We start from the raw sequence: 16,617 nt of genomic DNA, 5'->3' as shown, positions 1-16,617 counted from the left end.
ATTACATTCTTCCGGATAGCTTCTCTGGAGTTTTATCACTATTTTTCAGTAGTTTTCTCCATTCTCCGGGAGTATATCCGAAGTTCCTTTTACAGTATCTACAAAATTGGGCATGTGAAGAAAAATGTAATTCATCAGCTATATTCCCTATCGGTATATCCTCATCAGCTAATTTATATTTAATAATAGTGTTTATTTGTTTCTGCAACCACTCACTCGCAGGCTCTCTGAACTCTTTTAAAAATTTCCTGTTAAAAGTAGAAAGAGAACTTCCGCATAGGCGGGCAAGTTCCTTTACTGTCCTGGCATTTCTGTAATTATCAAGCACCTTCTTTTTGAATTCATGCTCATTCCCCAATATAGGACGGAAAAAGGAAACTTGTTCCGTTTTAGTATAATAAAACTGTATGTTCCAGAACAGCTCTTTCAGCTTTGTTTCATGAAAATGAACGCAATTGGCCCCATCCTCCAGATAGCCTATTAAAAGCTTGAGAAACATTTGTAATCTGGTTCTAATTTCAAGTGGATATATTGCTTTTTCACCCGGGAAACTCAGACTGTTAAGCTGTGAGAATAATATCTTTTCACAACTTTGGACGATGTTGTCAAATTGTGCAATGACAACAGTCGCTTTTCCCCGTGAGAATATCCTGCATATGCTTCCCCTGCTGAAACAAATCATATTACCGGCCAAAATCTTTGTTTTTTCTCCGTTGCAGGATACCTCCAGTTCTCCTTCCGTTACAAACCAAATACAATCAGTCTCATTGGGATCTTCATCCATTTCTATTTTACAAAATTTGTAATATGAAAATCCTTCCCGGATGCATTTTGGATAATTGTAACAGGGGGTATCCCCTTTCAAATATAATATTCGCATTGTTTCTGTCATTTAGTAAAAAATATAAAGTTATGTTATTGTTTATCTGCGTATTTATCTTTTATACATGTTCTATATCCAATCTTTTTTTCATCTTATTTATACAAAGTCCCCTTTTTGAGCTCTATTTACGCTATTTTATTCTTTTTTCCACTCTCTGTCATGGAGAGTGGAAACTATCGCTTGGTTTTTAAGTAATAATTTATTGATCTTTAATTTGCAGATGGATTTAAAAAGAATTTTTGTTTTGACCCTGTTCCTCGGTATTTTCTGTCCGGCCTTTTGCTGCGGTGATACCCTGCATTACCGGCTCTACTTTCCCGTGGGCAGTTCCACACCGGATCTTTCCTACCGGGACAACGGTGTCCGTCTGGACTCGCTTCTCTCGGGCATCCGTTCCCGGCAGGCCCATTCCGTGCTGCGCCGTATCAGTATGCGCTCGGGATCGTCGCCCGAGGGCAATTCCGCTTCAAACAGGCGCCTGTCCGATGAACGGCTCGCGTCCTTGCGGGGCCTTATCCTGGAACGCCTTCCCGTCCCCGATTCGGTATTCGTATGCACCTCTTCGGGGAATGACTGGGAGGGGCTTGCCTCGCTTGTCAAGGCTTCCGACATGCCCTACCGCGAGGAGGCCCTCCGTATCCTTCGTGACACTCCCGAGTGGGTGACCCGTAACGGTGCCGTCGTCGATTCCCGCAAGCGGCAGCTGATGAATCTGCGCGGCGGCCGCGTATGGCATTATATGGCAGAACATTTCTTTCCGGAACTGCGTAATTGTTCCGTAATCGAATGCGAGTTCGAACCGGTCTCCAAAGGGATGGACGGGGACACTGTCGTTCTGCCCCGACAGGCGGAACCAAGGGATACCGTCGTCGTCCGTGATACCATTGAAAGGACCGTCGTCATCCGCGACACGGTACAGGCAGCCGTTCCCGTTGCCGATGTTCCCAAAGCTTTCTACATGGGACTCAAGACAAACCTGCTCTACGATGCTCTTCTCGTCCCGAATATCGGTGTAGAGCTCTACCTGGGCAAGGGCTGGGCAGTCGGTGGCAACTGGATGTACGCCTGGTGGAACAGCAATAAGCGCCATAATTACTGGCGCCTCTACGGCGGGGAGCTGGACGTACGCAAATATTTCGGCCGCCGCGCGGCGGAAAAACCGCTTACAGGACACCATCTGGGCTTTTACGGGCAGTTGTTCACGTACGATTTCGAGACAGGAGGAAAAGGCTACATGGGCGGCAAGCCGGGTGGCTCCCTCTGGGAAAAATGCAATTACGCCGTGGGTGTGGAGTACGGTTATTCGTTGCCCGTGGGCCGTCGTCTGAACCTGGATTTCGTCATCGGCGCGGGCTACTGGGGCGGCGAATACCATACATACGTTCCCGATGGCGATCAGTATGTCTGGAGAGAGACCAGGCGGCGTCGTTGGTTCGGGCCGACGAAAGCGGAGGTCTCGCTCGTGTGGCTTCTGGGACGTGGCAATTATAATGACAAGAAAGGAGGCGGACAATGAACAGGATGTTGGAACGTATGAACCATGTATTGCTGGCCGCCGCTGTTTTGGCGGTCTTGTCATTGACCTCCTGCGAGCACAAGGATCTGTGTTATGATCATTACCATAACACTAAAATACAGGTTGTTTTCGATTGGAAGAATGCTTCTGACGCAACTCCTGAGACCATGCGCCTTTACTTGTTCCCTATAGATGGAGGTAGACCACGGACATACGAATTCATCGATTACCGTGGAGGTCATGTCAACGTACCTGCCGGTCGTTACAAGGCGCTGTGCGTCAACTCCGACACGGAGTCCGTGCTTTACCGGAACACCGACTCGTTCGACGGCTTTGAGGCCTATGCCCCCGAAGGTGTCCTGAACGTGGGGGGCTCTCCGGCTCCCCGTGCGGAAGGCACCTCGGGAGAGCGTATCGCCGGGTCTCCGGACCGTCTTTACAGCGACCGTCTTTACGACCTTGTGATTGAACCCTCCAAAGAGAGCCAAACGGTAACCCTCTATCCCGCACTCTCCGTATGCCGTTACCGGGTTACGATTACGAATGTGTCCAATCTAAAATATATTTCTCCTGACGGTGTCTCCGGTGCCCTTACCGGTATGTCCGGAGGAATGCTTGTCGGTCGCAACGAACTTACGTCCGATCCCGTGACCGTACCTTTCGGGGTTGTTTCCGACGGTACCTCCACCCTGACGGCCGACTTTCTGGTTTTCGGGCAGACCGGTCCGGAAGATCCTGTACACAAGCTGGTCATCTACGTGATCATGTCTGACGGAAGCAGGAATTACTACACGTTTGACGTGACCTGGCAGGTTGACGGTGCCCCCGATCCCCGTGATGTCCATATCATGCTGGACGGCCTTCCCCTGCCCAAGCCCATTGTTAACGGCGGAGGCTTTCATCCCACGGTTGACGAGTGGCAGAACGTTGACGTGGATGTTCCCATGTGATTTGCGGACCGTGCTCTCCATGCCTCACGATACGGAGGTAAAGAATGAATAGTTTATCTGTTTAATATATTTTTTTTTATTTTAATTTTAATTTTTTACTGTATGAAAAAGAATCTTTTATTCGCAGCTATGGCTGTAACAGCGTTGGCCTCTTGTTCCAACGATGATGTCGTTGACGTGAACAATGGCGGCGGCATTTCCTTCCGTGCTTCTTTGGACAGGGCCGTTACCCGTACCAATGTAACAAGCCTGCAGAATCTGGCGGCATTCAATGTGACCGCCATCGGTGATGGCAAGAATTATTTCACGGACCTGGGTGTCAGTTCTCCTGATAACGGTGTAAACTGGACAACCGCTTCCACTTACTACTGGCTGGGTTATGAGCTTGCCTTCTTCGCCTATGCTCCCCAAGGTCCCACCGGCACAGTGAGTATAAACAATGCGTCAAAGAAGATAACCGATTTCTCTCCCGCACAGGCCGTTGCAAATCAAAATGATCTTGTGATCTCTTACAATACGGGAACTAAGGCTGTCAACGAGGGTTCCGGTGTTGCCATGAACTTCAAGCACGCCCTCTCCCAGATCGAGGTCAAGGCCAAATGTTCCAATAACAAGATAAAGATTGAGATCATAGGCGTTAAACTGGTGAATGCCGCCACAAAGGCCGATTTTGCCTTTCCGGAAACGGAAACCAACTCCAGCTATGTCCTGCAGCAAAGCCAATGGTCTAACTGGAGTGAAAAAGACGATCCTACAAAGGCCTACATGATCAAGGGAGGGGCGTCCGTCACCCTGACAACTAATGCCCAAAGCATCATGTTCGGTGACGACAACTTCATGCTTATTCCACAGCAGCTAACGGCATGGGACGGTACTACTGCAACTATTGGTGCTTACCTGTCCGTGCTCTGTCGCATATACAGCCTGGACGGCACCAATGAAACACTGCTTTACCCGCAACCGGTAGCAGGTGATGCCAAGGACGGCAAATACGCATTCTCTGCCGTAGGTATCAACACCAACTGGGAACCTGGTAAGAAATATACCTACACGCTGAACTTCTGCGGCAACGGCGGTGGTGCTGGTAAGATTGATCCGACCCCCACTGATCCGACGAAACCCACCGATCCGACCATTGATCCGGAGCCGATACCCGGTGGTAAAGGTGGTGACCCTGTTCTGGGCAACCCCATCAAGTTTACTGTAACTGTTGACAAGTGGACCGACCAGCCGGTAGATGGCGCGATGTAAAATCTAAAGTATTTTGTTTCATTTTTGATTGTAATTTAACAATCAGTCTGGACGGGATTGGACTTGCATTACCCCGCGAGGGACAGGGCCGGATTTTACTATCTTCACCCTGTCTGTTCCTTTCCAGACACTTTTACCAGAGGTATTCCGGACATTTTCTTTCAAGGGGTATCCATGTCGGAAATCCTTTTTTAACGTTTGTATGATTTTTATTACCGGTACGATTAATTCATTAAAGTAACAGATATGAAATTTTCCCGTTTTACATCATTTCCCGGCAGGTACGCCTTTTGGCGTCATCTGTTTTCGGCGCTTGTTTCGGGCAGTATTTGCCTTTTCTCTTGTGAGGATGACATGGATCGTCCTTCACTTTCCCCGCATGTATCTTTCACCTCCGAGATCAGCTCCTCCTGGACTCCGTCAACCCGTTCCACTACCGATGCTGATGTTCCGCAAGGTACTGTCATCGCCCTGCAGGGAGGCAGCACTCCTCTTTACCTGCACACGCTTTACACAGACAGCATTGCTTCACCCTCTTCGGACGATCGTCCGAAGAGGGCAGCTCTTACCCGTGCCACTCCCATCAAGAATGACAATATGTACAACAGTTTCGGTGTCTCCGCTTACTCCTACACTGGTTCGTGGAGCGAAAGCAGAACCCCCGACTACTTCTATAATGCCACTGCCAGCAAGTCCGGCAGTGACTATGTCCTTTCCTCCGCCTATTATTGGCCCGGGGCTTCATACAAAATGAGGTTCTTCGCATACGCTCCGAAAGACAACGGGCATTATGTGCTTTCCGGCAGCGCATATGCCGGTTCTCCTGTCATCAGTGTGACCGTTCCGGTCGATGTCAATGAGCAGGAAGACCTTCTCGTGGCAAAGACGAATGAACTGTCCGGCAACACCAACACTGCCGTGCCGCTCACCTTCAGGCATGCCCTGACCGCCATCAGGTTCGTGTGCGGAGCTGACATGCAGGGAGGTACCGTAAAGAGCGTCAGTTTGAAAAATGTTTATTCCAAGGGGACTTACAATATGGGAACACAGTCATGGAGCAATGTAGAAACTCCTACCACTTTCTCGCAGACATTGAATAAATCCACTACTGGAACTACTGGCGAAGTTCTTACTACCGATGCACAGACCTTCATGATGGTTCCGCAGACTCTTCCGGATGGTGCACAACTTGAAGTGGTATTCACTGACAATTCCAGCGTCGACCACACGCTAACCGCTGACATCAAGGGCATGGTCTGGCCTATTGGAAAGACTGTCACTTATAAGATCTCCAACAGCTCCATAAACTGGACATACGAGCTTAGCGTCAGCATGCCAGGGGACTTCACCTATAGCGGCGGTACACAACAATACAGTGTCACCAGCTACAAGCATAACTCCAAAGGGGATAAGCAACCCGCCCAATGGAAGGCACAGTTTTCGGAGTACGGCGGACCATGGACAGATACCCCACCCACTTGGCTGACCGGTTTCACCCCATCCGGAGCCGGTGGAGAAACTTCACAATCATACAATGCAACTGTCAGCGCACAGATTAAGACGAGTAATGACCCCCATGCGCAAAAGTTAAGGGATAACCCAGCATGTGGTGATGTAATTTATCACCATAACCTCGCCAACCAGACTAATGGCGGTTCAACGGATGAGAACACCGCCAACTGCTACGTTGTCAGTGCTTCGGGATTCTACTGTTTTCCTTTGGTATATGGAAATGCCATCAAAAATGGTACGACCAACACTTCTGCATATACCTCCAATAAAACAGGAGTTTCTATTCTGACATCTTTCATCAACCATACGGGCAATCCAATCACCAGCCCTTACATAAAAGAGAATTCCGGTTGTGTTCCTGCCAAGGCCGAATTGTTATGGCAGGACGCACCGGATTTGATTTCCAATGTACAATACAATAATTCCAAAATGCAACAATTCGTTAATCCCGAGAATTACATATCCTTCCAAGTGCATGCTTCGACTATCCGGCAGGGCAATGCCGTCATCGCCATCAAGGATGCGAGTGATGCCATCCTCTGGTCCTGGCATATCTGGGTTACCGATGAAAATATCGGCCAAACCATCGAGGTAACCAATCACCAAAGCTATAAATGTAAATTTATGCCCGTTAATCTCGGCTGGTGCGATGGTCGTACCGAAACTTATGCAGAGCGTAGTTGCAAGGTGAAATTCACTGCCGGAGACGCAAGCAAGGAAGTGATCATCAAACAAGCCTCGAATTCAATCGCTATGGGTAGTAATCACCCCTATTATCAATGGGGTCGTAAAGATCCGTTCCTACCTACGAACGGATTGTCCAATACCAATAAAACCTGGTACGACAAAGACGGCAATGCTCACACGGAAAGTCCTAAAACGGAAAACTTTTCTATCGGCTCCAATTGTATCATGAATTGTATTCTCAAACCGGATGTGATTCAGAGTCAATCTTATGGCGATAATGTATATGCAAATCTATGGAGTGCCGATAACCAAGTTTATACTGCCAGTAACGAAAATGTCATAAAAACGATTTATGATCCCTCTCCTGTGGGCTTCAAACTTCCCTTCAGTGCTGCTTTTACGGGATTCACAACAATCGGGGATTATGTAACTGAACCTTCTCTAGTCAACGGAGAGTGGGACAGCTCCTTGAGGGGATGGAATTTTTACACTGACTCCTCAAAAAATAAAACCATCTTCTTCCCTGCGTCGGGGATTCGCGACATTTACAATGACGGGACGATAGTCGACGTTGGCAACTACGGCTACTGTTGGTCGGCGGGTCCGTACTCCCAGGGCTCCTCTTACCAGCTGTTCTTCGACTCGTCTACCGTGTTCCCGTTGGGCGACTACGATCGGGGGTGCCTGTTTGGGGTGCGTTCTTCCCAAGAATAGGGAGCGTAGCGACCGTATCCGTTTCATTGGATTATTTTCCCTACGGCTTTAAGGCCGTAGGGATAGTACCGGCGAAGCCGGTCGATTTTTATAGATATTAAAATTAAATAATTATGACCAGCAAGGATTTTATAGAAGCTGAAGCAGGTAATAACGGAAGTATCATTCTTTATCGTGAGGGGCTTTTCTGGAAAGCTTATGAAAAGTCTGCTTACGCTGTCTGTACGCAGATCAAGCCTTTGAAGGCTATAAAAAGAAGGTTAAAGTCACTCGGTGGCGGTGAGATAGTTTCAGTGGGATTTCCATGTAAGCATGAACAAAAGTATATAGGTTCTTTGGAGCATATGGAGACTATGCCTGACCGTTTTGTGTTGCGAACGTTAAAACCTATAGACGGACAGAGGTTTGAAGAATGGAAACAGGAACTTTCATCGGAGCATTCAGAATGTAAAAATATTATAAAATGTGCAAGATGGAGATAACAGATCTGATCAAGGGAATGGAAAGTGCAAATGTGTCGGATATTTACATTTTTCTTCACGAGGACGGCCCTGTGGCTTTTGACGCCTCTGCCGCCCATCTTCTGTGTTACTTTCCTGAAATGGAGATGGAAAGTGTGTTTTGTAGTGACAGCAAACGTCACAGAATTATACAGGGATTCGCATTGGAACCGGTGCTGGAACGACTGGCGCAATACCCGTGTCTGGTTGATGACGATTGTATCAGAATAATGGGTGTGCTGTGAATGATAAGGCACGGTATGAAGTAAACGGGTATGGGCGGGAATGGCGGAGCCTGATCTTCTGGAACTGTTCAGAAAGCATGCGCAGGATGGGCAGAAAGAGATGGTCAGCCTGTTTTGCAATGATGTGAGAAGACTCTCCCGGACGAAGAAGATAAAGAGGCTGCTCGTGTTGGGAAGGTACGCAGGGAACTCTGAACTTTGCGGGCATGTGCTCCGTGTGCTGGAGATGCTGCCGGAACTCCCCGGCATGGCTTGTCCTGCATACAGGGCCGTTCTGGTATTGCTCTTCCTTTCACGGGACAGGGATGTTTTGTGCAGGTTGTGGGTAAATGCCGTCCTGCCATGCCGCAAGAGGGGACGCACGGAGGAAATGCTTTGGCTTTGTGAGATTTTGTATGCTATAGGCCCATCTGTTTCCCTGCATGATATTTGCAGGGAGGTTTGTCTGTACTTCTATCTGGAACGGAGGAAACAGCTCCGGGGATATTCCACTTGTGTCAGTGAACTGGACTTTCAGTTCGCAGAAAGGCGGTTGAGGATATTGTCCGTCGCCGTATTTCGTCTGAAAGTGATTTTTTACAGCCCCGGCGTGTATTCCGTCGGTACACTCTCCCTGCTGTGCCGTATGAGTTATTCGGCCTTCAGAAACAGGTTTCTGTCTGTTTACGGGTTGCCCCCGGGACGTTGGCTAAGGAATCGGCGAATAAAACGCATATGTCTGGATATAAAATATAATCATGGACTTTCACTGGGAGAAATATCGGAGAGGAACGGATTTTCATCAGCAAGCCGTCTGTGTGAATTCTGTAAAAGAAACATGGGATGCACTCCGGGGAGGCTGAAGCAGGCACTGGCTCACCGGTGGCGGAGCAAATAAAAATTCATCAGGCTTGATGTAGAGCTTATTTCAAATAAAAAGCGTAACGGCTATCAGTGCTCGTTTCGCTATCTTGCCGGTGTTTAATTAAAATCCCGAACAGCATGGAACTGTTTACTTTTATCCCCTATTTCCTGTTACTGGAGCGAGAAGAGAGTGACAGGAATACACTGGCAAACGCCAACACCGAGTTCATCCGTGAGGTCTATGAGCTGCAACGTGTGGAAAAGGATGTTACGCTCGTCTTTTTCCAGCTGCAATATCTAAGTTGCAAACTGGTCATTCTGCGTGAGCATTACCGCACAGCACAAAAAGAGCACTTGCCCTGCTATGCCTATATCATTGGTACGCTGGAGTACCTGAAAGGTCTGCTGGACAGATGCAGGTTCATTCATAAGTCCGGTTCCGCCATCGCTCCGGCAGGTCTGCCGACTACAGAGGGTGATCCCCCCGTCTGCTGGACGGCAGAGGTCATCTGCCTGATGGAACTGCTGTATGCCTGCCACGAGCTGAAGATGTTCAACGGCGGTGAGGTGACACTCGGGCGTGTGGTGGAATACGTCTGCCATGTGCTGGGGGTGAACGTGAAGAATGCCTCGAGCTACTACGCGCGGATGCGGCGGCGTAAGGCGGGAGACAGAACCTACTTCATCGACCGCCTGCGTGAAGTTCTGCTCAAACGGATGGAAGACGATGACGAGGGGCACAGGAGACGCAACCGATGAAATGCGGACCCTTTCACACACGGTTCTCCACGTGTGTGAAGGCCTTGCATTTACGGTTATTTGTTCAGTTCCAGAAGATGTCTGAGGTTGGGATCTGCGGCGATGCGCTCCAGCTCGTCGGCCACGATCCGTCTGACATCCTCCTTGATCCGGTTGTAGTTCTCCTGTACCATTTCCTTCATGTGATCCACCCCTTCATCGTCCACGAAGCCGGTGATAACGGGTATCTTCTGATATGCCTTTTCCTCTTCGGCTATTTTTTTGGCATCGACGACAATCTCGCAGTGGAAGATTTTCTGCTCAATCCTCTCCCCGAAGTTGTCGGCTACGGAGCCGACGAACATCCCCTGTGTCAGTCCGCTGATCTTGCTGGGTGGAATGAGACTGTCCATTTGGGTGGATATGGAGGTGGAAACGTCCTGCCGGTTGATGGAGATGGAGTGGCGTTTCTGAAGTATCTTGCCGAACCTCTCGCTGAGGGTTTTGGCCGTTTCCCCCACGACCTGTCCCGAAAATATGTTGCCTACCGTGTTGATGATCACCTTTGCCTCCTTGTCGGTATAGTCACGGATAAGCTGGCTGAAATCCTGAAAGCCGAGCAGCACGGCGACCTTGTTGCTGCGTGCGGTGGCTATCAGGTTGTCCAGTCCCTTGATGAAGATGGTGGGCAGCTCGTCGATGATGATGGAGCTTTTCAACCTGTCCTTCTTGTTGACAATCTTTACAATACGGCTGTTGTACAGTCCGAGCGCAGCACCGTAGATCGCCTGCCGGTCGGGATTGTTGCCTATGCAGAGGATTTTCGGCTCGTCGGGATTGTTGATGTCCAAAGAGAACTCGTCGGCGGACATCACCCAATAGAGTGCCGGCGAGATCATGCGGGACAGGGGTATCTTCGCACTGGCGATCTGGCCCATGAGCTGGTCGGCAGCTCCCGCCAGCCACGCATCGAGGAAGGGGCTGAGGTAGTTCTCCAGTTCGGGATAGGAGGACATGATGGGAAAAATCTGCTCGTAGGGCTTGTTAAGGAACTCGACGGCATGGGGGAAGGTACAATACCTGCCGTCCTTATACACCCGCAGGAACCAGATAATGGCGGCAAAGAGAATGGTGGGCGACTCGACGAAGAAATCGCCCTGCTTCGCCGCCCACGACCGGTTGAGGTTGAGCATGATGCTGTATGAACTCTCGTAAGCATCGGAGATGTCGGTCATGAACTTCGGATTGAGGGGATTGCAGCGGTGACTGCGTGAGGGATCGTCGAAGTTTATGACATAGAACTTCGGCGGCACTTTATACCCCTCCAAATGACCGATCAGGTGGTTGTAAGCAATGGTGGAGAGGTCGGGAAACTTGAAATCGTAGATATAGGCGGCATAGCCTTTCTCTATCTGCTGTTTGATGTAGGAGTTCACCACCGCAAAGGACTTGCCCGAACCGGGCGTTCCCAGCACGATGGAGGCACGGAAAGGGTTCACGACATTGATCCATCCGTCGTTCCACTTCTTGCCATAATAGAACCGTGTCGGCAGATTTACGGAATATTCATTTTCGATAAGCCTTGTTTCCTGCATGAAACTTTCGTTCTCGTTGTTGAACACATCGTCCATAAGGTCCTGTTTGAGCAGGCGGGAGATCCATACACCGGCAGCGAGCAGGCAGAGATAGCCGACGGCAAAAGTGAATATATAAAAAGCGGTGCGTGCCATTAACGGTACGGGCAGGCAGAGCAGCCACCAATTGAAAAAGAAGAGGACAACACCCGCAGAAAGGGCTGTCCAGATATGTACCCATTTGATTTTTTCCTCCTTTACACCTTTTGTTCCCAGACATGAGAGGGCCAGGAAGGTAACGGAGAAAAGCTTTGTCCAAAGGATGGAGCCGAACAATCCGGTCGTGCGCTGGAAGTTCAGCAGAATCCTGTCCACCACTCCGATATTGACGTTCCATTCCCGGATGGACGGATAGCAGAACCAATAGATATTGACAACTACGAATAATACGCTGAGGGCACGCATAAAGTCCATGACTTTCGCCAGTCCCCTGAGATCATCTTCTTGTGACATAATACTGAATTTAAAAAAGTTATCGTCTTGATAATAATGTAATACGGGTTCAGTCCTGACGGCCGTAACGCCGGCGGCGTTTCTTCTTGTCGGGCTTCAGGAGCTTGGGATGCCGGGGAACATAGTTCAGCTCCGGCTCCATATCGGAAAGCAACCCTCCCGGAATTTTTTCCCCGTTTCCGGAAGCCACAGCGGACGGAACGGGCGGCAGAAGTGGCGGCAGGGAATTTGGCGGCTGTTTCTGAAAGCGTCCGTTGAGCATGTTCGCCGAGAATTCCTTGCCCAGACGTGAGCCGTTGAGTACGGTGCGGCTGTGGTGGTCTATAAAGGTAACGCCGTAAATCCTACCGGTTTCGTTGCGGCGGAGAACCAAGTCTATCTGTTCTTTCGCCAGACGGTCACGGAAATCCCGTTCGTCCACGGACTGGCGCAAAGCGTCGGCCACTAACGGTCGAAGCCGTTCACGGCACGGATCGGACTTGATCTTTGCATCGGATTCCCGCATCTTCTTATTCAGCAGCTCCGCACCGGCCATTCTTCCCAGTCGGGAGGATTTTATTGGATTGGCTGCCGTTTTGCCGTTGCCGTCCAAAGCGGTATAGAGTATGCCGTGATAGGTGCGTCCGCCAATTTCCCCCTTCACTTCTTCCACACCTATATTATACAGGGAAAGCAGGGCACGGAGTTCGCCCATTGTGCGGAAGCTGTAAAGCTTGAGCAGGGGTTTGAGGGTACAGGCGATCTGCTGTTTGATGTCCCCTTTGGCAACATCTACCGGCTTCAGCTGCCACTCTTCGCCTTTCTTCTGACCTTCCGCCGGATGCAGACCGTNTTTCTGTTCCAGAAGTTCGGTAATCTCCTTGCTGCGGCGATACTCGAACTTGTCGGATACTTTCCTTCCCTCACTATCGACACGCAGGGAAACGATGTGGATATGATGCCGGCCGATGTCCTCGTGCTTGAAGACAAGATACGGCTGGTTGCCGTAACCGAGCCGCTGCATGTATTCCCTGCCGATTTCCGCCAGCTGGCTGTCGGTCAGCACGTCGTCGGGATGCGGATTGAGGGAGATGTGTATGACCGGCTTTTCGGTGCGGTAATGGTTCGGCATCCATTCGAGAAACTGCCGCACGGATTCATCCGGACGGAAGCGCCCGTCTTCGGGATAGCGGAGGAGATGTGCCGAAAGGACTTTTGCCCCGCCTTCATCGACCTTGTTCTGATTGTAGGCCAGTGCGCCGTACAAGTTCTTACCCACGCTGATCCTGGCTACCATGTGAGGCGAGTTTTTGGGAAAGTTCGACAATCCGGCGGTTCAGCTCCACGAGTTCAAGGGTGAGCTTTTCAAGTCTGTAGAGCAGTGCCAACGCTTTCTTTTCAGTGAAATGGATGTGCAATTCCTTGACTGCCTGATTGTAATTCACTCCTATGGCACGGAACTGCCGGAACAGTTCCGTGAGCTTGACTACATACTCCATTGTGGCACGGTCTGTCCGGATCACCCTGAACTCTTCGTTGAAGATCCGTGCTGCGATGAACTTGGATTTGGACAACAGACCGGACTGCTCAAACATGGTGAGAAACCGTGCATGGCCGGCTTCGTCCAGATTGACCGTCTCACGGCGGATGGCCGGGTTCGGCTTGGGTAACCTGCCCCCTTTTCCCCGTGTGCGGGGACGCTTTTTCTCGTTGTTCATATATACGTTTTTTATGTGGTACAATTCCACCGGGTGGAATTGCCTCCGTCAGCTCCCCCTCCCACAATTTGCGACTTCGGAGCAAATTGCAGCCCCCTGCAAGGGCAAGCGTTTTTTGCTGCAAAACGGAGTGGTGCTGCAAAAAACACAGCTTGCTATGTTCTGGCGAACATAAATCTTTCCTCTTTGGAGAGGAAAGAGCGCTTTCGGGGAAAGCGGGGATTGGTGACCGACGGAAGGCAAACTGCCCATTCCCGGTTGGATGGCGCAAAGTTAGGAAGTGGTATAATTAGTTGTATATCACTAACATTAGCCACATTATGCCAAATGGCAGCCACTTGTGCACACGGGTGGAACAGGAGGAAAAACGGGCGGCCGATGATGGCTGAATCAGCGGTTGAGGATGTGCCTGAATGGGATGCGTAATGACGGACTGAATGACCAACCGGTCAGATAACCAACCAGACGGTCAGCCGTTGCAACGTTGGTGCGGTCGGCTGGCTGACCAGCCAACCAAGCGGATAAAAGGCTGTCTGTCCGGCGGGATGATTAGGCAACCGATTATCTTCCTGTTTGTCCGACAGGCTATGCAGTCCGCCGGATTGTGTCATGTATGGTCAGACCGTCGGTCGGCCAATCAGACGGACAATACTTCGGTCGGTTGGCTGTTCAGTCAGCCATTCCACGTCAGGAGCCGGCCACTTGAACCCCGCCGTTCCCAAACCATGAATTTCCCTTCTTTTTCCTTCTTTATTTGCGGCGTTGATTCAAAAGTATCATTTGTAAACAAACTGCATCATGGAAAAAGAAACACTCTTTATCGCCTTTTCCACGCAAAAAGGCGGAGCGGGAAAAACAACGCTGACCGTGCTGGTGGCAAGTTACCTGCACTATGTGAAAGGGATGAATGTGGCGGTGGTGGATTGCGACTACCCGCAACACAGCATTGCCGAGATGAGAAAACGTGACCTGAAAACGGTCATGGAGGACGAGCATTACAAGCTGATGGCGTACAGACAACTGCAACGGATAAGGAAGAAAGCCTATCCGGTAGCGGAGAGTACGGCTGAGGACGCTGTCACGAAAGCGGACGAACTGCTGGAAAAGATGCCGGAAACAGACATCGTGTTCTTCGACCTGCCGGGCACGGTAAACAGTACAGGCGTGTTGAACACGCTGGCGAACATGGACTATGTCTTTTCCCCCATTGCCGCCGACAGGGTGGTGATGGAAAGCACACTCCGCTTTGCGAGCCGGCTGAATGACACGCTGATCGCTACGGGCAAGACGAATATCAAAGGGCTGTACCTGCTGTGGAACATGGTGGACGGCCGGGAGAAATCGGAACTGTACAAGGTGTATGAACAGGTGATCGGCGAGCTGGGACTGAAAGTGCTGAAGACCTTCCTGCCGGACAGCAAACGGTTCTGCCGTGAGCTGACAGGGGAACATAGGGCATTGTTCCGTTCCACGCTGTTCCCCGCAGACGGTACGCTGGTCAAAGGCAGCAACCTGAAAGAGATTACGGAAGAGCTGTTGTCCATTATCAGGAAGTAGGCTATGGGAAACGAACGGAAAAAAATAAACCTGACGGACATTGACGAGAACTCCATAGTCGCCTCGTTCAAGGAAGGTCGGCCGGCGGACGGGCAGGCGCAAGCAGCCGGGAATAAGGGACAGTCCGGTGAAGAGAGCGGATATGTCCGTCTGTTCATCCACGAGTCACCGGTCTGCGCACGGCTTGGCAAGACAATCTATCTTCGTAAGGAGTTTCATGAACGGATTCAGAGGATCGTCCAGACAATCGGGAACAACGAGATGTCCATTTTCAGCTATGTGGACAATGTGCTGGAACAGCACTTTGCCGCCTATCAGGACGAGATCACGAAGGAATACAGAAAACGAAGTACCGAACTGTTTTAAACCCCGGAAACCATGTCAGCAATCTTATTCTTACTTATCGGTAGCTATCTGTTATGGATAGCCGCCTACCTTTTCCACGAGTGGAACAGCCGGAGGAAGAGAGCGGAAAAAGCCGGGCAGATCCTTACCCGGATTACGGTGGACGTGAGCGAGATTTTAGGCAAAAGTACATTTTCCCTTAGCCACTCCACGCCACAAACGCCCGAAAAAATTGAAAACGAAAAATCTGTAAGCGAAGCAGGTATTTTTGTACCGGAGAAGGAAAAGTACCCGAAAATAGTTTCTGCCGAGGAACTGGACAAGCTGTTTGCCGAAGGGAGTCCGCTGCCGGAAGATCTTGAACTGATGGAAGATATGGATGTCCCGTTGGAGTTCCGGGGAGAACCGGCGGATGACAATCCTCGGATAGACGATGACGAGCAGGACAGATGCCTGCCGGGATGCACGCCGCAAGCCACGGGCATCCGCTTCGAGGACATGGGACTGGCGGTGCGTGTGGCGGTCAGCGGTGAAGCGGCCAGTGAAGAGGAAAGGCTTCAGGCCGGAAAGACACTGGCTGAACTGCGCAACACGCCGATGTTCGACAAGCTGACCTTCGGCGATGCGGAGCGTGAGGAACGTATCGACTCGCTGATAGAGCTGCATCTTGCGGCATACCGCAGACGGAACAGCCCGGACAGCGAAGCGGCGACAGAAACCATACCGGACACTTTCTCCATAAGTGATATTGTTTAACGAAGTAAAACGTACATGAAGGAAAGAGATTACGGATAGCTTGTCTATTCATTTTTCACGAGAAGAAACCCAAATAAATTTAATTAACAACGGGGGACGGCGGACTTTTCCATCTGTCGTGCCCACATTCAAATTCAATTATTTTATGAATACGAAACAACTTGTTTTCGTGGCGGTTATGTTAATCGCCACAGGCTCGCTCTATGCGCAAGGAAATGGATCGGCCGGTATCACGGAAGCGACGAAAATGGTCACAAGCTACTTCGATCCGGGAACGAAATTGTGCTACGCGATCGGAGCTGTGGTAGGTCTGGTCGGCGGGATTAAGGTGTACAA

18 protein-coding genes are annotated in these 16,617 nt (G+C 50.2%); 13 read left to right on the top strand and 5 right to left on the bottom strand.

What is annotated here, in order from left to right; all coding sequences use genetic code 11:
• Nucleotide 1: 1 nt before the first annotated feature.
• The gene (locus BSCG_RS04810) at nt 2-880 is read right to left on the bottom strand and encodes an AraC family transcriptional regulator (protein WP_008777079.1); all 879 of its coding nucleotides are present in this window, start codon (nt 878-880) and stop codon (nt 2-4) included.
• A gap of 223 nt (nt 881-1,103) precedes the next feature.
• Here BSCG_RS04810 and BSCG_RS04815 point away from each other — a divergent pair, with 223 nt between their 5' ends.
• The 8 genes from BSCG_RS04815 to BSCG_RS04850 all read left to right on the top strand — a co-directional run bounded on the left by BSCG_RS04815 (nt 1,104) and on the right by BSCG_RS04850 (nt 9,860).
• On the top strand, nt 1,104-2,399 hold the full coding sequence (locus BSCG_RS04815; protein WP_032849729.1) for a DUF3575 domain-containing protein: 1,296 nt from the start codon (nt 1,104-1,106) through the stop codon (nt 2,397-2,399).
• Complete coding sequence (locus tag BSCG_RS04820; protein WP_008777076.1) at nt 2,396-3,349, top strand: DUF5119 domain-containing protein; 954 nt, start codon at nt 2,396-2,398, stop codon at nt 3,347-3,349. Before BSCG_RS04815 ends, BSCG_RS04820 begins: the two co-directional genes overlap by 4 nt.
• Before the next feature lie 102 nt (nt 3,350-3,451).
• Nucleotides 3,452-4,600 carry a fimbrillin family protein gene (locus tag BSCG_RS04825; protein WP_008777075.1) on the top strand — a complete coding sequence of 383 codons (1,149 nt, stop codon included), beginning with the start codon at nt 3,452-3,454 and terminating at the stop codon, nt 4,598-4,600.
• 246 nt (nt 4,601-4,846) lie between these two features.
• Complete coding sequence (locus BSCG_RS04830) at nt 4,847-7,513, top strand: fimbrillin family protein (RefSeq protein WP_008777073.1); 2,667 nt, start codon at nt 4,847-4,849, stop codon at nt 7,511-7,513.
• Between the two features lie 113 nt (nt 7,514-7,626).
• Nucleotides 7,627-7,995 (top strand): hypothetical protein, encoded by a 369-nt coding sequence (locus BSCG_RS04835; RefSeq protein WP_008777072.1) that lies wholly within the window; start codon nt 7,627-7,629, stop codon nt 7,993-7,995.
• Nucleotides 7,977-8,258 carry a hypothetical protein gene (locus BSCG_RS04840; protein WP_008777071.1) on the top strand — a complete coding sequence of 94 codons (282 nt, stop codon included), beginning with the start codon at nt 7,977-7,979 and terminating at the stop codon, nt 8,256-8,258. The genes BSCG_RS04835 and BSCG_RS04840 overlap by 19 nt, the downstream gene beginning before the upstream one ends.
• A gap of 40 nt (nt 8,259-8,298) precedes the next feature.
• On the top strand, nt 8,299-9,135 hold the full coding sequence (locus tag BSCG_RS04845; RefSeq protein WP_008777070.1) for a helix-turn-helix transcriptional regulator: 837 nt from the start codon (nt 8,299-8,301) through the stop codon (nt 9,133-9,135).
• Between the two features lie 104 nt (nt 9,136-9,239).
• A complete protein-coding gene (locus tag BSCG_RS04850; protein ID WP_005800217.1) occupies nt 9,240-9,860 on the top strand; it encodes an RteC domain-containing protein in 621 nt (206 codons plus the stop codon).
• Nucleotides 9,861-9,916: 56 nt separating this feature from the next.
• Here BSCG_RS04850 and mobC read toward each other — a convergent pair whose 3' ends face one another.
• From mobC to mobA, 3 genes are all read right to left on the bottom strand, one after another.
• Nucleotides 9,917-11,929, bottom strand: coding sequence for a conjugal transfer protein MobC (gene mobC, locus BSCG_RS04855; protein ID WP_269111245.1), 2,013 nt, complete (start codon nt 11,927-11,929; stop codon nt 9,917-9,919).
• 46 nt (nt 11,930-11,975) lie between these two features.
• Nucleotides 11,976-13,202, bottom strand: a complete 1,227-nt coding sequence (gene mobB, locus BSCG_RS04860) for a conjugal transfer protein MobB (RefSeq protein ID WP_008777068.1) — start codon at nt 13,200-13,202, stop codon at nt 11,976-11,978.
• A complete protein-coding gene (gene mobA, locus BSCG_RS30135; protein WP_005800214.1) occupies nt 13,177-13,623 on the bottom strand; it encodes a conjugal transfer protein MobA in 447 nt (148 codons plus the stop codon). The genes mobB and mobA overlap by 26 nt, the downstream gene beginning before the upstream one ends.
• 186 nt (nt 13,624-13,809) lie before the next feature.
• On the opposite strand from mobA, the gene BSCG_RS30615 reads away from it, so the two are divergent.
• On the top strand, nt 13,810-14,049 hold the full coding sequence (locus tag BSCG_RS30615; RefSeq protein WP_241762162.1) for a hypothetical protein: 240 nt from the start codon (nt 13,810-13,812) through the stop codon (nt 14,047-14,049).
• 23 nt (nt 14,050-14,072) lie between these two features.
• Here BSCG_RS30615 and BSCG_RS30125 read toward each other — a convergent pair whose 3' ends face one another.
• A complete protein-coding gene (locus BSCG_RS30125; RefSeq protein WP_007667382.1) occupies nt 14,073-14,234 on the bottom strand; it encodes a hypothetical protein in 162 nt (53 codons plus the stop codon).
• 187 nt (nt 14,235-14,421) lie between these two features.
• Between BSCG_RS30125 and BSCG_RS04875 the strand changes: the two genes are divergently transcribed.
• The 4 genes from BSCG_RS04875 to BSCG_RS04890 all read left to right on the top strand — a co-directional run.
• Nucleotides 14,422-15,180, top strand: coding sequence for a ParA family protein (locus BSCG_RS04875; protein WP_008777065.1), 759 nt, complete (start codon nt 14,422-14,424; stop codon nt 15,178-15,180).
• 3 nt (nt 15,181-15,183) lie between these two features.
• Nucleotides 15,184-15,546, top strand: coding sequence for a DUF3408 domain-containing protein (locus tag BSCG_RS04880; protein WP_005800212.1), 363 nt, complete (start codon nt 15,184-15,186; stop codon nt 15,544-15,546).
• Between the two features lie 12 nt (nt 15,547-15,558).
• Entirely contained in the window at nt 15,559-16,281 is a 723-nt protein-coding gene (locus BSCG_RS04885) for a conjugal transfer protein (protein WP_008777064.1), read from the top strand.
• 145 nt (nt 16,282-16,426) lie between these two features.
• Nucleotides 16,427-16,617 (top strand): DUF4134 family protein (locus tag BSCG_RS04890; protein ID WP_008777063.1); only part of this gene is annotated, 191 nt, incomplete at its 3' end.

It is taken from the genome of Bacteroides sp. 2_2_4, from assembly GCF_000157055.1.
Taxonomy (GTDB): domain Bacteria; phylum Bacteroidota; class Bacteroidia; order Bacteroidales; family Bacteroidaceae; genus Bacteroides; species Bacteroides ovatus.
This window is presented reverse-complemented; position numbering and strand designations above follow the sequence as displayed.